This is a genomic window from Mesorhizobium sp. M0292, from assembly GCF_040321695.1.
Taxonomy (GTDB): domain Bacteria; phylum Pseudomonadota; class Alphaproteobacteria; order Rhizobiales; family Rhizobiaceae; genus Mesorhizobium.
Window position 1 is genome coordinate 376,920 of sequence record NZ_JAMYSB010000002.1, and the last position, 13,567, is coordinate 390,486.

The 13,567-nt window shown below is 63.8% G+C and carries 15 protein-coding genes; 9 read left to right on the forward strand and 6 right to left on the reverse strand.

Translation table 11 applies throughout. From position 1 onward, the window contains the following. Positions 1-4: 4 nt before the first annotated feature. Positions 5-1,513: a tripartite tricarboxylate transporter permease gene (locus NKI96_RS04630; RefSeq protein WP_023683079.1), complete on the forward strand. Its 1,509-nt coding sequence runs from the start codon at positions 5-7 to the stop codon at positions 1,511-1,513. Here NKI96_RS04630 and nth read toward each other — a convergent pair. After that, on the reverse strand, positions 1,473-2,306 hold the full coding sequence (gene nth, locus NKI96_RS04635) for an endonuclease III (protein ID WP_352803124.1): 834 nt from the start codon (positions 2,304-2,306) through the stop codon (positions 1,473-1,475). The genes NKI96_RS04630 and nth overlap by 41 nt on opposite strands. A gap of 22 nt (positions 2,307-2,328) precedes the next feature. On the opposite strand from nth, the gene NKI96_RS04640 reads away from it, so the two are divergent. Then, on the forward strand, positions 2,329-2,823 hold the full coding sequence (locus NKI96_RS04640; RefSeq protein WP_023700093.1) for a DUF2244 domain-containing protein: 495 nt from the start codon (positions 2,329-2,331) through the stop codon (positions 2,821-2,823). A gap of 10 nt (positions 2,824-2,833) precedes the next feature. Here the strand turns inward: NKI96_RS04640 and NKI96_RS04645 are convergent, their stop codons facing one another. Further along, entirely contained in the window at positions 2,834-3,649 is an 816-nt protein-coding gene (locus NKI96_RS04645; RefSeq protein WP_023831690.1) for a class I SAM-dependent methyltransferase, read from the reverse strand. Positions 3,650-3,764: 115 nt separating this feature from the next. On the opposite strand from NKI96_RS04645, the gene NKI96_RS04650 reads away from it, so the two are divergent. The 5 genes from NKI96_RS04650 to NKI96_RS04670 all read left to right on the forward strand — a co-directional run bounded on the left by NKI96_RS04650 (position 3,765) and on the right by NKI96_RS04670 (position 8,311). After that, complete coding sequence (locus NKI96_RS04650; protein WP_023669734.1) at positions 3,765-4,670, forward strand: methylated-DNA--[protein]-cysteine S-methyltransferase; 906 nt, start codon at positions 3,765-3,767, stop codon at positions 4,668-4,670. Positions 4,671-4,811: 141 nt separating this feature from the next. Then, positions 4,812-5,720, forward strand: a complete 909-nt coding sequence (locus tag NKI96_RS04655) for a ribokinase (protein ID WP_352757823.1) — start codon at positions 4,812-4,814, stop codon at positions 5,718-5,720. After that, on the forward strand, positions 5,717-7,177 hold the full coding sequence (locus NKI96_RS04660; protein ID WP_352803126.1) for an amidase: 1,461 nt from the start codon (positions 5,717-5,719) through the stop codon (positions 7,175-7,177). The genes NKI96_RS04655 and NKI96_RS04660 overlap by 4 nt, the downstream gene beginning before the upstream one ends. 98 nt (positions 7,178-7,275) lie before the next feature. After that, positions 7,276-7,890, forward strand: a complete 615-nt coding sequence (locus NKI96_RS04665) for a LysE family translocator (RefSeq protein ID WP_023669737.1) — start codon at positions 7,276-7,278, stop codon at positions 7,888-7,890. A gap of 148 nt (positions 7,891-8,038) precedes the next feature. After that, positions 8,039-8,311, forward strand: a complete 273-nt coding sequence (locus NKI96_RS04670) for a hypothetical protein (RefSeq protein WP_352757825.1) — start codon at positions 8,039-8,041, stop codon at positions 8,309-8,311. 207 nt (positions 8,312-8,518) lie between these two features. Here the strand turns inward: NKI96_RS04670 and NKI96_RS04675 are convergent, their stop codons facing one another. After that, a complete protein-coding gene (locus tag NKI96_RS04675; RefSeq protein ID WP_023698210.1) occupies positions 8,519-9,460 on the reverse strand; it encodes a nucleoside hydrolase in 942 nt (313 codons plus the stop codon). A 144-nt stretch (positions 9,461-9,604) separates the two neighbouring features. On the opposite strand from NKI96_RS04675, the gene NKI96_RS04680 reads away from it, so the two are divergent. Continuing rightward, positions 9,605-10,030 (forward strand): Hsp20 family protein, encoded by a 426-nt coding sequence (locus tag NKI96_RS04680; RefSeq protein ID WP_352803129.1) that lies wholly within the window; start codon positions 9,605-9,607, stop codon positions 10,028-10,030. Between the two features lie 64 nt (positions 10,031-10,094). Further along, on the forward strand, positions 10,095-10,352 hold the full coding sequence (locus NKI96_RS04685) for a BQ00720 family protein (RefSeq protein ID WP_023683072.1): 258 nt from the start codon (positions 10,095-10,097) through the stop codon (positions 10,350-10,352). Between the two features lie 71 nt (positions 10,353-10,423). Here NKI96_RS04685 and ptsN read toward each other — a convergent pair whose 3' ends face one another. The 3 genes from ptsN to rpoN form a co-directional block, all read right to left on the reverse strand. Further along, positions 10,424-10,888, reverse strand: coding sequence for a PTS IIA-like nitrogen regulatory protein PtsN (ptsN, locus tag NKI96_RS04690; RefSeq protein ID WP_023669743.1), 465 nt, complete (start codon positions 10,886-10,888; stop codon positions 10,424-10,426). Positions 10,889-10,996: 108 nt separating this feature from the next. Beyond that, complete coding sequence (gene hpf / locus NKI96_RS04695; protein ID WP_023683071.1) at positions 10,997-11,581, reverse strand: ribosome hibernation-promoting factor, HPF/YfiA family; 585 nt, start codon at positions 11,579-11,581, stop codon at positions 10,997-10,999. Between the two features lie 397 nt (positions 11,582-11,978). Next, on the reverse strand, positions 11,979-13,505 hold the full coding sequence (rpoN, locus tag NKI96_RS04700; RefSeq protein WP_023735117.1) for an RNA polymerase factor sigma-54: 1,527 nt from the start codon (positions 13,503-13,505) through the stop codon (positions 11,979-11,981). Positions 13,506-13,567: the final 62 nt, after the last annotated feature.

The following is a 13,567-nucleotide window of genomic DNA, read 5'->3' on the forward strand; positions in this document are numbered from 1 at the left end:
TGAGATGGACCTCCTCAGGAACCTCGAACTCGGCTTTTCGACGGCCACCACGCCGGCCAATCTGGGTTTTTGCCTCATCGGCGTTCTGCTCGGCACGCTGATCGGCGTCCTGCCCGGCATCGGCGCCACCGCAACCATCGCCATGCTGCTGCCGATCACCTTCCAGATCGGCGACCCGGTCTCGTCCCTCATCATGCTGGCCGGCATCTACTACGGCGCCCAGTATGGCGGTTCGACCACCGCCATTCTCATCAACATGCCCGGCGAATCCTCCTCGGCCGTGACCGCCATCGACGGCTACCAGATGGCCAGGAACGGTCGCGCCGGGGCGGCTCTGGCGATCGCCGCGATCGGCTCGTTCTTCGCCGGCACGGTGTCGACCTTTCTCGTCGCCGTCTTTGCCCCGCCGCTGACGGCAATAGCCCTGCAATTCGGCGCGGCCGAATATTTTTCGCTGATGATCGTCGGCCTCGTCTCGTCCATCGCGCTCGCCCACGGCTCTATCGTCAAGGCGCTGGCGATGGTCGTGCTCGGCCTGCTGCTCGGCATTGTCGGCACCGACATCTACACCGGCACGCCGCGCTTCACGCTCGGCATCCGCGAATATGCCGACGGGCTGAACTTCGTCGCGGTGGCGGTCGGCGTCTTCGGCGTTGCCGAGATCCTGCGCAATCTCGAAAACGAGCACGAGCGCTCGGTGATGATCAAAAAGGTCTCCGGCCTGATGCCGACCCGCGACGACTTCAAGGCGATGGCAGCGCCCATCGTGCGCGGCACGATCATCGGTTCGGCGCTCGGCATCCTGCCCGGCGGCGGCGCGGTGCTTGCGGCCTTTGCCTCCTACACGGTCGAAAAGCGCGTGTCGAAACACCCGGAGGAGTTCGGCAAGGGCGCCATCGCCGGCGTCGCCGGCCCGGAATCGGCCAACAATGCCGGCGCCCAGACCTCCTTCATTCCGATGCTGACGCTCGGCATTCCGGCCAACCCGGTCATGGCGCTGATGATCGGCGCCATGATCATCCAGGGCATCGTGCCCGGCCCCAATGTCGCGATCGAGCAGCCGGCGCTGTTCTGGGGCATCATCGCCTCGATGTGGATCGGCAATCTGATGCTGATCGTGCTGAACCTGCCGCTGATCGGGCTGTGGGTGAAGCTGCTGACGATCCCCTATTATGTGCTCTTCCCGATCATCATGGCGTTCTGCTCGATCGGCGTTTACAGCGTCAACACCAACGCCTTCGATCTCTACGCGGTCGCATTCTTCGGCCTGCTCGGCTACATCCTGACCAAGCTGCGCTGCGAACCCGCACCCCTGCTGCTCGGCTTCGTGCTCGGCCCGCTGCTCGAGGAAAACCTGCGCCGCGCCATGATCCTGTCGCGCGGCGACCCCTCGACCTTCGTGACGCGGCCGATCAGCGCCGGCCTGCTGCTCGTCGCACTGGCCGTGCTCGTCGTCGTCTTCCTGCCGTCGGTCAAGAAGAAGCGCGAAGAGGTGTTCGTGGAGGAAAGCTAGTTGTCGGGACGCCGGGCGCCGCGATTTCCACGAGCGGCGCCGGCACGTCTGTCGTCTTCACCTCGGCCTTGCAGAGATCGGCGATGACGCAGGCCGGGCAATCGGGCTTGCGCGCCTTGCAGACATAGCGGCCATGCAGGATCAGCCAGTGATGCGCATGGCGCATATACTCGTCCGGGATGATCCGCAGCAGCCCTTGCTCGACCTGTTCGGGCGTCTTGCCTCGCGCCAGGCCGAGGCGGTTGCCGATGCGGAAAATATGGGTGTCGACCGCCATCGTGTGCTGGCCGAACGCCATGTTGAGCACGACATTGGCGGTCTTGCGCCCGACCCCCGGCAGCTTGACCAACTCATCGCGCTCGCTGGGCACCTCGCCGCCGTAATCGCGTATCAGCGCCTCCGAGAGCGCCACGACATTCTTGGCCTTGTTGCGCCAAAGCCCGATGGTGCGGATGTACTCGCCGACCCTGGCTCCGCCCAGCGCCAGCATCTTTTCAGGTGTGTCGGCGACCTTGAACAACGCCCGCGTCGCCTTGTTGACGCCGGCATCGGTCGCCTGCGCCGACAGCACCACGGCCACCAGCAGCGTGAAGGCGTTGACGTGCTCGAGCTCGCCCTTCGGCTCGGGCCGCTGCACCGAAAACCGCCGGAAGATCTCATGCACCTCGGCCGCGCTGTAGAGCGAACGGAGCCGCGCCGGCCGCGGTCGCGGCTTGGCATTCGAGCCGTCGCGCCGCCCGGGCGGCAGTTCACTTTTGGATAGGGAAAGATTTTTGGACTTGGGGCTGGCCATTCCCTTCCTATAATATCCCGGGATGAGCGACACAAACGCCTCGTTTCAGGCCGACGAGCCATTCTTCCAGGCGCTGCTGACACCGCACCGCTCGCTAGGCCGCACCGGCTTTGCCGTGCTGATGGGCGCGCTGCTGTTCGGCTGGGTGGTGACCGGGGCGTTTTTCCTGTCGCGCGGCGCCTGGCCGGTGTTCGGCTTCTTCGGCCTCGACGTCATCGCCGTCTACGTCGCCTTCCGCGCCAACTATCGCGCCGCCCGCGCCCGCGAGGAAGTGTCGGTGTCGCGCACCAGCCTCGACATCCGCAAGACGGCGCCCTCGGGAAAGTCGGAAGCGCATCGCTTCAACCCGTTCTGGGCGCGCTTTTCCGTCGCTCGCCATGCCGAGATCGGCATCACCAGGATGACGGTGGAAGCACAAGGACAGAATGTGCCGATCGGGTCATTCCTGGACCCAGACTCCCGCGAGAGTTTTGCTGTGGCCTTTTCGCGGGCACTGACAAAAGCCAGGACGCGCTAGAGCCGCCGCATTAGAACCGGTAGCGTAAGATCCTGCCGACCTTGCGCAATGCGGGAATGTGTCTCCACAGTCCGATGAACAGTTTCGCGGACCAGCCCATGTGCGCTGTGCGTTCCGCGCTGTAGGCCGAGATATCGTCGACAAAGCGCAGCTTCGGAACGGCACGCTCCAGTACCTGCGGGTCGTCGATCGCCCAGTGAACCTCGGCCCCCGTCGCCCTGATGGTCGGATTGAGGCGCAGCATCTTCAGGCCGAAGTGGCTGTAGGCGTCGAACATCAGCTCGCCGCCGGCAAGATGCGCGACAAGGCGTGACAGCAGCCGTGGCCCCTCCTCTACCGGGAGATAAGGCGTCAACCCCTCCATCACCACGACGGCCGGACGATTGCTCGGCACTTCTGCCAGCCAGTCCGGGTCGGTTACCGAAGAGCCGACGAGGTGGTAGTGGTCCCGGGACGGGTAAAGCTTGCGCCGGAGCGCGATGACATCCGGAAAATCGACATCGAACCACTCCACGCCTTCGGGTGGATCGACACGGAAAATGCGCGTATCGAGCCCGCAGCCGAGATGCAGCACGATGGCGCCGGGATTTCTGGCGATGAAGTCCTGAACGCGGACATCATACGTCTTGGCCCGGATCGCCAGGCCGATGCCGAGATTGGTGTCGACCTTGAGGCGCGAGAAATCATAGTCGATCTTGCGCACGGCCTCGTCGGCGAAGCGATCCCCGAGCAGCGAATGCGGCAGCCGGCTTTCCAGTGCCTTGCCATAAAGCGTCATCAGCAAGGTCTCCCTTGCTCCGCTCAGATTCACCCTTTCGCCGGCCATTGGCATCTCCCGGGGCGCAATCCAGTATTTATCTGGTAACAGGCGGCAACAAGGCAAGTTTCGGGTGGTTGCAAGGGGCGGAAAGACCGATATTCGCGGTCAAGGAGATATTGCCATGAACGCCCAGATGACCATGAATACGCAGATGAAACCGACAGCGATCCTGCAGCACGACATCACCCCCGAGGGCAGCGACTACGAGGTCGTGCGCCGCGCCATCGAGAAGATCAGCCTCGACTATCGCGACCAGCCCTCGCTGGAAGCCCTGGCAGCCGATGTCGGCGAGACACCCACGGGCCTGCAAAAGCTGTTCACCCGCTGGGCCGGCCTGTCGCCAAAAGCCTTCCTGCAGGCGGTCACCCTCGACCATGCCCGCAAACTGCTCGATTCCGGCATGCCGCTCCTCGAAACATCGTTCGAACTCGGCATGTCCGGCCCCGGCCGGCTGCACGATTTGTTCGTCACCCACGAGGCGATGTCGCCGGGCGACTACAAGACGCGCGGCGCTGGCCTGACCATCCGCTACGGCTACCACATCTCGCCCTTCGGCATCGCCCTGATCATGGTCACCGACCGTGGCCTTGCGGGGCTCGCCTTCAACGATCCGGGCGGCGAGCGGGCGGCTTTCGCCGACATGTCGGGCCGCTGGCCGAACGCCACCTATGTCGAGGACATGAGCGCCACCCAGCCCTATGCGGCGCGCATCTTCGATCCGACATTGTGGCGCGCCGACCAGCCGCTGCGCGTGGTGATGATCGGCTCCGACTTCCAGCTGCGCGTCTGGGACGCGCTGCTCAGGATCCCGATGGGCAAGGCCTGCACTTATTCCTCGATCGCCTCCAGGATCGGCGCGCCAAACGCCAGCCGGGCGGTGGGGGCGGCGGTCGGCGCCAACCCATTGTCCTTCGTCGTCCCTTGCCATCGGGCGCTGGGCAAGTCCGGCGCACTCACCGGCTACCACTGGGGCCTGACCCGCAAACGCGCCATCCTCGGTTGGGAAGCGGGCCAGACCGCGTCCTGAAGCTGCCCGCATCAAACAACACCGGCGAAATCCCTTCGCCGGTGTTTTTCTTTTTGCGAGCTCCCGGCGCAAAACATCCGCACGCTCTGGCAAGCCGCCGGCTTACAGGTTAGCTTCCCGCGCATTCCGCAGGAGGCTTTCTTGATCATCGTTGTCGGCTCGATCAACCTCGACCTTATCGCCAATGTCGACCGCCTGCCTTCGCCGGGCGAGACGGTCCGCGGCTCCGGCTTCGCCACCGCGCCCGGCGGCAAGGGCGCCAACCAGGCGCTGGCTGCGGCGCGCGCCGGCGCCAAGGTGCGCATGGTCGGCGCCGTCGGCAAGGACAATTTCGCAACCGAAGCCCTCGCTTTGCTCGTGGCCGGCAAGGTCGATCTCTCCGGCGTCGGCCAGAGCTTCGCCTCCACCGGCACGGCGCTGATCCTCGTCGGCGCCGACGGCGAGAATGTCATCGCCGTCGTGCCGGGCGCCAATGATTCGGTGCTGCCCGGCGATCTCGCCAAGGCTTTCCTTGCGAAGGGCGACGTCGTCCTGCTGCAGCACGAGATCCCGCTGCAGACCGTCGATGCAGCGCTTGACGCCGCACGCACCGCCGGCGCCGTCACCGTGCTCAACACCGCGCCGTTCCGCAGCGAGGCGGCAGCGTTGCTCGGCAAGGCCGACTACGCCGTCGCCAACGAAACCGAATTCGACCTTTACGGCGAGGCGCTGTCGCTCAAAGGCCGCGACCGCCCGGCGCGCATGCGCGACTTCGCCGGCAAAACCGGCCGCACCATCGTCGTCACGCTCGGCGGCGACGGCGTGCTGGCGGCGACACCGGAGGATTTCCTGACCGTGCCGGCGCTGAAAATCACTCCGGTCGACACCGTCGGGGCCGGCGATACTTTTTGCGGTTATCTCGCTGCCGGGCTGGCGTCCAACCTGCCGCTGGAGCAGGCTCTCACCCGCGCCGCCGCTGCCGGCTCGCTCGCCTGCCTGAAGCCCGGCGCCCAGCCGGCCATCCCGATGGCGGCGGATGTCGACACCGCCCTGCGCAACAACGCCGGATGACAGCCCTGCGCCCCGCAACGAAGCACGCCGTGCCCCCCGCCGGCGACATCTGCCGGATGTCCGCTGTCGACCTGGCCGAGGCGATCCGGCTGCGCCGCCTGTCCGTGCGCGAGGTGGTGGCGGCATTCCTCGACCGCATCGACGCGGTAAACCCGCTGGTCAACGCCATCGTCTCGTTGCGCGAGCGCTCCGACATCCTGCGCGAGGCCGACGCGGCGGACGCGCATCTAGCGCAAGGCGGGCCGGCCGGCTCGCTGTTCGGCCTGCCGATGGCGATAAAAGACCTCGCCATGACGCGCGGCTTGAGGACCAGTTTCGGCTCGCCGATCTTCGCCGATTTCGTGCCGCAGGAGGATGATTTCTTCGTCGAGCGCATCCGCAAGGCCGGCGCCATCATCATCGGCAAGACCAATGTTCCCGAATTCGGGCTGGGATCCAACACCTACAACAACGTGTTCGGCCCGACGCTGAACGCCTTCTATCCGGCGCTAACCGCAGGCGGCTCAAGCGGCGGCGCTGCGGTCGCCCTTGCACTCGACATGGTCCCGGTCGCCGACGGCAGCGATTTCGGCGGCTCGCTGCGCAATCCGGCGGCGTGGAACAATGTCTATGGCTTCCGCCCGTCGCAGGGCCTTGTCCCCGGAGGGCCGGATCTTGAAGTCTTTCATGCCCAGATGGGCATAGACGGGCCGATGGGCCGCAGCATCAGGGACATGGCGCTGCTGCTCGACGTGCAGGCGGGCTACCATCCGCACGCGCCCTTGTCCTGGGAAAAGCCCAGCTCGTTCCTCGAAGGGCTGGCAACGCCGGCCAGCGGCGGCCGCGTCGGCTGGCTCATTGATCTCGGCGGTCACCTGCCGGTGGAACCGGGCATCCTCGATCTGTGCGAGGCCGCACTCGGCCGCTTCGCCGACGCGTCCTTCTTCACCGAGCCCTTGCTGCCGGACGTCGATTTCGAAGCGCTGTGGCAAGCCTTCGTGGTGCTGCGTCAGGCAAGCAGCGGCGCGGCGCTGAAGATCCATCACGACGACCCGCTCAAGCGCGCCCTGCTGAAGCCGGAAGCCGTGTGGGAGGTGGAGAACGCCATGCGGCTGACGGCGCCGCAAATCCGCGCGGCCTCGGTCATCCGCACCGCCTGGCACCGGACGCTGCTGTCGCTGTTCGAGCACTTCGATCTCATCGCGCTGCCGACGGCGCAGGTGTTTCCTTTCGACGTCGACACGCATTGGCCAAGTGAGGTCGCCGGGCGGACGATGGACAGCTACCATCGCTGGATGCAGGTTTCGGCCTTCGCCACGCTCGGCGGCTGTCCTGCGCTCAATGTGCCGGTCGGCTTCGACGACAAAGGCCGTCCCATGGGCATGCAGCTGATCGGCCGGCCGCGCGGCGACCTCGCCGTGCTCAGGGCCGGAGCGGCCTATGAGGCGACCTTGCCTTGGCAGGTGGGGGCGTCCTGACGCGAGGGGCGGCACGGTCTGCGACCGGCTTGCACCAGCCCCGCCGCCATGCATTGATTGCAGCCAGCCGCCTAAGCGCATCCTCGAGGAAATCCCCCATGTCGCTGGAACTCTACGCCGCCTATGTCCTTGCCTGCATCGTCATCATCCTGGTGCCCGGTCCGACTGTCACGCTGATCATCGCCAACAGCATCCGCCATGGCTACCGCGCCGGCCTTGCCAATGTCGCCGGCACGCAGGCTGGGCTCGCCGTGATGATCGCCATTGTCGGCATCGGCCTCAACACGCTGATATCGGGCATGGGCCACTGGTTCGAATGGGTACGCCTGATCGGCGCCGCCTATCTGATCTGGATGGGGGTGCAGATGTTCCGTTCCAAGGGCGCGCTGAATGCCGACGGCACCGCGAGAAAGCCGCGCGGCGGCTTCTTCCTGCAGGGCCTGCTCGTGGCGCTGAGCAACCCCAAGACCCTGGTGTTCTTCGGCGCCTTCTTCCCGCAATTCATCGCCCCGCAGGGCAATTACACCCTGCAGATCGTCGTCATGGGCCTTACCGCCATGATCTTTGCCGCCGTCTCGGACTCGACCTACGCGCTCGCCGCCAGCCGCGCCGGCCGCCTGCTCTCGGCCAGCCGCATCAAGCTGATGTCCAGGATCAGCGGCAGCTTTCTGGTCGGCGGCGGCCTGTGGCTAGCTTTTTCGAAGGCGAAGTAACAACCGTGGACGGTCGTTTCCAACGGCAGAATGAGCCCGTACGTGAAGGCTGATTGAAAGTCAGTCTCCACGCCACCACATGACTTTGTGCTGGGGATTCTTTCAAATGTCATGGACTTATAGGGATTTGAAAAGGAACGCGCCCGGCGTGGTCCTGATCGTCGCCATGCTCGCGATGATGGTTCCTTCGGCGCTCTACAAATGGACGAATGACGCGAGCCCTATCCGGTCAGTCGAGCCAATCCACGCAACGGTCAAAAGCGCCCAATCGGACCACGACCACACCCTTTATCTGGTTTCGCTCGAAAGCGGTTCGTCCATTCTTGTCGATGACGACCGGCCGCATCTGATCGGCGCGACGGCAAACATGGAGCGCGTCACGCGCGAGAATGGAATGGTCTTCTATCGATTTGCAAAGTGAACGGCGGCGGCGCCTTCCTTCTCCCCCTGTGGGAGAAGGTGGATCGGCGCGATAGCGCCGAGACGGATGAGGGGTGTTCCAGCGGAGTGAGACGTGGGCGTTCCCTGGAACACCCCACATCCGTCGCCTTCGGCGACGCCGCCCGGGGGCGAGCCACTTGTCTCCCCGTCCCTTCGGAACCCACAATGGGAGAAAGGAAAGACAGAGCTAAAGCCGCGCCAACCTCTCAACCAGCAGCGCGAAAAACGCGTCATGGTCGATGTCGCGCATCACCATGGCGTTCTTCGGCCGCTTGGTCACGCCCCACCAGTCGATCACGGTCATGCCCATGGTGAGTTCGGAGGTGGTTTCCACGGTGACGTTGCAGTTGCGGCCCTTGAACAGCTCCGGCTTCAACAGATAGGCGATGACGCAGGGGTCGTGCAGCGGGCCGCCATCGGTGCCGTATTTCTCCTCGTCGAAGCGCTCGAAGAACTCCAGCATCTCGGCCGTCGCGGTGCCGACCCGGGTGCCGAGCTGGCGGATGGCCTGCGTGCGCTTGGCCGTGGTCAGCGCCTTGTGGGTGACGTCGAGCGGCATCATGACGATCGGAATGCCGGATTTGAACACCAGGTCGGCGGCTTGCGGATCGACATAGATGTTGAATTCTGCGGTCGGCGTGACATTGCCGCCTTCGAAGAAACCGCCGCCCATCAGTACGATTTCCTTGATGCGCGGCGCGATCTTCGGCTCACGGATCAGCGCCAGCGCGACATTGGTGAGCGGGCCGAGCGCGCACAGGGTGATCGTACCGGCCTCTTCCTTCATCAGGGTCTCGACGATGAAGTCGACCGCATACTGGCCCTGCAGCTTCATCTTCGGATCTGGCAGTTGCGGGCCGTTGAGGCCGGTCTTGCCATGCACTTCCTCGGCGGTGACCAGTTCGCGCGCCAATGGGCGGATGGCGCCTGCATAGACCTTGATATCGGGCCGTCCGGCCAGTTCGCAGATTTTCCTGGCGTTCTTTTCGGTCAATTTCAGCGGCACGTTACCGGCAACAGCAGAGATGCCGACGATCTCCAGCTCGGCACTGCCGAGCGCCAGCAATATGGCGACGGCATCGTCCTGGCCGGGATCCGTGTCGATGATGATCTTGCGGGTCTGGGGCATTTCATTTCCTTATGCGGGGGAGTCTTTTTGGCGGGGGTGTTCGGCGGCTTGAACTTGGCCGCGGCGCGGACCATATCAAGACCATCGGGAAAAATGCCATCCGGGTTTTTCCAGTTTATGTCGCTCCAAAGAGGACAGTGTAACATGAGCCGAATGACGCCCTTCTCCAGCCCGCTTCTCCTTGGTTTCGATGCCATGGAAAAGACCCTGGAACGACTGGCGAAATCCGGTGACAGTTATCCTCCCTACAACATCGAGCGCCTCATCGGTGCCGACGGCAAGGCCGAAAGGCTGCGCATTACGCTGGCTGTCGCGGGTTTCGCCGAAAGCGATCTCGATGTCACCACGGAGGAAAACCAGTTGGTCGTGCGCGGCCGTCAAACCGACGACACCGAGCGCGAATTCCTCCATCGCGGCATCGCCGCGCGCCAATTCCAGCGCTGTTTCGTGCTGGCCGACGGCATGCGGGTGATCGCAGCGGAACTGAAGAACGGCCTTTTGTCGATCGATCTCGATCGGCCGGATACCGAACGGCTGGTACGGAAAATAAATATATCGGTGAAAGACTGATCTTTACCGATGGCTCTCATGCGGGATGGCCTTGAGCGGCGTCCTCGCGCCAAGGAGGCTTGAAATGACCAGAACTGACGAAACCATCACCATGACCAGCGGCGAATTCGCCCATCTCGGCGAAGGCTCGGTCGCTTATCTCCGCAAGGTCTCGAGCGACGAATTGCTCGGGCGCTTCCCCAACCTCGGCGAAATAGCGCCCGGTATGGTCCTGTGGGCCCTGTTTGCCGCCAACGGCCAGCCGATCCTGCTTTCGGATGCGAAAGACCGGGCTTTGGCCGGCGCCATGGAAAACGACCTGACCACTGTCGCCATTCACTAAGGCGACTGCTGGCGGTTGAAATGGAGAGGGCCGCCTTCGGCGGCCCCTGGAAGATTTAAATCCGAAGAACTTCAGGCGGCGTGCGAGGCCTGCGTGTCCGAAAGCAGCGCGTGGATGGCGACCGCGTCGCGCGTGCCCCTGATCTTGGCCACCGTGTCGGCGTCGCGCAAAACCCTGGCGATGCGCGACAGTGCCTTGAGGTGATCGGCGCCGGCGCCTTCCGGGGCCAGCAGCAAGAACACCAGATCTACCGGCTGGTCATCCAGGGCCTCGAAATCGACCGGCGTCTCCAGCCGGGCAAAGACACCGGCGATGCGCTTCACCCCGGCGAGCTTCCCGTGCGGAATGGCAATGCCGTTGCCGACGCCGGTGGAGCCCAGCCGTTCGCGCTGCAGGATGGTGTCGAACACTTCGCGCTCCGGAATGCCGGAAATCGCCGCCGCTCTCTCGGACAGCAACTGCAGAAGCTGCTTTTTGGAGTTCGCCTTCAACGCCGGCAAGATCGCCGGAACGTTGAGAAGATCGCTCAGATCCATGTTTGAAATCCCTTATTCGCCTGCCGTCGCCAGTCCTCGCCCCTCGCGCGGCTGGCTATTATCCCTGTGCGACCATTGTCGTCACCTGCGCGACCATTGTCGTTGTCGTCACGCCTGTGCGACTTTGGTCGTCGACGGGTCGATCCAGCCGATATTTCCGTCCGGCCGCCGATAGACGATGTTGAGGTGGTCGTTTCCGGCGTTGCGGAAGACGAAAACCGGGCTGTCCTTGGTGTCGAGTTCGATAACCGCCGACGCCACCGACATGGTCTGCAGCGTCATGGTTGATTCGGCGACGATGGCCGGGGCGTAGTCCTCCGGAATGTCCTCATCGTCATCGGTCAGCGGCGCCATCACCGTATAGGCGATGTCGGTGATTTCACCATTTCCAGTGCCTGAATTGTGCGATTTCAGACGGCGTTTGTAGCGCCGCAGCCTGGTTTCGAGGCGGTCCGCGGCCGCCTCGAAGGCAAGTGTCGGATCCTGGGAATCGCCGGTTGCCTGCAGCGAAGCGCCGGAATCCAGCCTGATCATGCAATCGGCCGAGTAACGCGACCCCGATTTGATGACCGTGACGTGCCCTGAAAAACCGCGATCGAAATATTTTCCAATCGCCTCGCCGACACGATCGGTAATGCGCGTACGCAACGCATCGCCGATATCCATGTGTTTACCCGATATGCGCAATTTCATCTGAAAACTGACCTTCCTTGCTCAGGCTTCAAACTGGCCAGAGTTTATACTCGTGATCCGTGCGCACAAGCTTTGCGGCGTCAACTCGCGCCGATTTTAGATCCGAACTTTCCGGTTGATCACAATCCGCCTTCTTGGCCGTCCCGTGGCCTTCATCGTGACGGACCATCCGCATGCGGGCCGCGAGCCCGTCTCATGCGGGCGGGCTTCTAGACACTTCATTGCAGCTTGTCAATTAATGCATGTCGCCCAGAAGTGCGCTGCGGTTCTGGGACAACGACATGCATCAAAACAAAGACTTAAAGCGCGTCGCATGAATCCGTTTCAGCGCGACGCGCTTTAAGGTCGAAAGTTGTGGAGATCCAACCATAGCAAAAGCCTTGCCGGGCAAGCAGAGCTAGCGCCCCGCGCTCGCCAGAGCGCGCTTTTCACGCCGCCGCTGCACCGACGAGGGAATATTCATACCCTCCCGGTACTTGGCCACCGTGCGCCGGGCAATATCGACGCCGCTTTCCTTCAACATATCGACGATTGCGTCATCGGACAGCACATCGGCGGGCTTTTCCTCGTCGATCAGCTGCTTGATGCGGTCGCGCACCGCTTCCGAGGAATGCGCATCACCGCCGCCCGACGCCGCGATCGAAGCCGTGAAGAAATAACGCAGCTCGAACACGCCACGCGGCGTCAGCATGTATTTGTTGGCCGTCACCCGGCTGACGGTCGATTCATGCATGCCGATGGCATCGGCCACCGTGCGCAGGTTGAGCGGCCTGAGCTGGCGCACGCCATGGACGAGAAAAGCGTCCTGCTGGCGCACGATTTCCGACGCCACTTTCAGGATCGTCTTTGCCCGCTGGTCGAGGCTCCGCGTCAGCCAGTTGGCATTCTGCAGGCATTCGGCCAGGAAATCCTTCTCCGCCTGATTCTTCGCATGCGGCGAGACCTGGGCGAAATAGATGTGATCGACCAGCACGCGCGGCAGCGTCTCGGCATTGAGCTCGACCGTCCAGCTACCGTCATTGGCGGCACGGACTTCGACATCGGCGACGATGGCATCGCTGGCGCCGCCTGAAAATGCCGTGCCCGGACGCGGATCGAGCGCGCGGATTTCGGCCAGCATGTCGAGAAGATCCTCCTCGTCAACCCCGCAAAGCCGCTTCAGCGTCTGGAAATCGCGCCGCGCCAGGAGTTCGAGGTTGCCGATCAGCGTTTTCATCGCCGGATCGAGACGATCGCGCATGGCAAGTTGCAGCGACAGGCATTCGGCAAGGTCGCGCGCAAACAGGCCGACCGGCTCGAATGTGTGGCAGGCTGCCAGCACCTTGGCCACCACCGCCTGATCGGCGCCGAGCCGTTTGGCGATCTCGGCGGGATCGGCGCGCAGATAGCCGGCCTCGTCCAGGCCGTCGGCCAGTTCGGCTGCGATCAGCCTTGCGGCCGGATCGGCAAAGGCAAGCGCGATCTGCTCGCCGACATGCTGGCGCAGCGTGATCGCCGCGGCGGCCATGTCGCCGACGTCGAAGCCTTCGGAAGAACCGGACGAACTATTGCCGGTGGCCGACTTCCACTGCGCCGTCAGGTCCGGACCGAGCCGCTCGCTGGTGCCGGGATCGTCGGGGAACAGATTTTCCAGCGAGCTGTCGAGCTTGTCGGAGATCGCTTCGGCGCTCCACGCCGTCTCGTTTTCGAACCAGTCGCCATCGGCGGCAGGCTCAGGAGCGGCATCGCCCTTCTGCACCTGGTCGCTTGCGGCGTCATCCTGGGGCTCGGCGCGCTCCAGCAGCGGATTGCGCTCGATCTCGTCGTCGATGAAGTGGTCGAGCTCGACATGGGTGAGCTGCAACAGCCTGATCGACTGCATCAGCTGCGGCGTCATCACCAGCGACTGGGATTGTCGTAGCTGTAGTTTCGCCGCCAACGCCATGGTTCGGTTTCAAACGCCCTTCTGCACCCGGAAGCCTACACATCAGAAGCTGCCGGAAAATG

Coding starts and splice junctions, on each gene's coding strand:
- hpf (WP_023683071.1), bottom strand. CDS start 11,581: ATGAAATTGCGCATATCGGGTAAACACATGGATATCGGCGATGCGTTG.
- NKI96_RS04665 (WP_023669737.1), top strand. CDS start 7,276: ATGTCGCTGGAACTCTACGCCGCCTATGTCCTTGCCTGCATCGTCATC.
- NKI96_RS04680 (WP_352803129.1), top strand. CDS start 9,605: ATGAGCCGAATGACGCCCTTCTCCAGCCCGCTTCTCCTTGGTTTCGAT.
- NKI96_RS04645 (WP_023831690.1), bottom strand. CDS start 3,649: ATGGCCGGCGAAAGGGTGAATCTGAGCGGAGCAAGGGAGACCTTGCTG.
- ptsN (WP_023669743.1), bottom strand. CDS start 10,888: ATGGATCTGAGCGATCTTCTCAACGTTCCGGCGATCTTGCCGGCGTTG.
- NKI96_RS04685 (WP_023683072.1), top strand. CDS start 10,095: ATGACCAGAACTGACGAAACCATCACCATGACCAGCGGCGAATTCGCC.
- nth (WP_352803124.1), bottom strand. CDS start 2,306: ATGGCCAGCCCCAAGTCCAAAAATCTTTCCCTATCCAAAAGTGAACTG.
- NKI96_RS04630 (WP_023683079.1), top strand. CDS start 5: ATGGACCTCCTCAGGAACCTCGAACTCGGCTTTTCGACGGCCACCACG.
- NKI96_RS04650 (WP_023669734.1), top strand. CDS start 3,765: ATGAACGCCCAGATGACCATGAATACGCAGATGAAACCGACAGCGATC.
- rpoN (WP_023735117.1), bottom strand. CDS start 13,505: ATGGCGTTGGCGGCGAAACTACAGCTACGACAATCCCAGTCGCTGGTG.
- NKI96_RS04660 (WP_352803126.1), top strand. CDS start 5,717: ATGACAGCCCTGCGCCCCGCAACGAAGCACGCCGTGCCCCCCGCCGGC.
- NKI96_RS04640 (WP_023700093.1), top strand. CDS start 2,329: ATGAGCGACACAAACGCCTCGTTTCAGGCCGACGAGCCATTCTTCCAG.
- NKI96_RS04675 (WP_023698210.1), bottom strand. CDS start 9,460: ATGCCCCAGACCCGCAAGATCATCATCGACACGGATCCCGGCCAGGAC.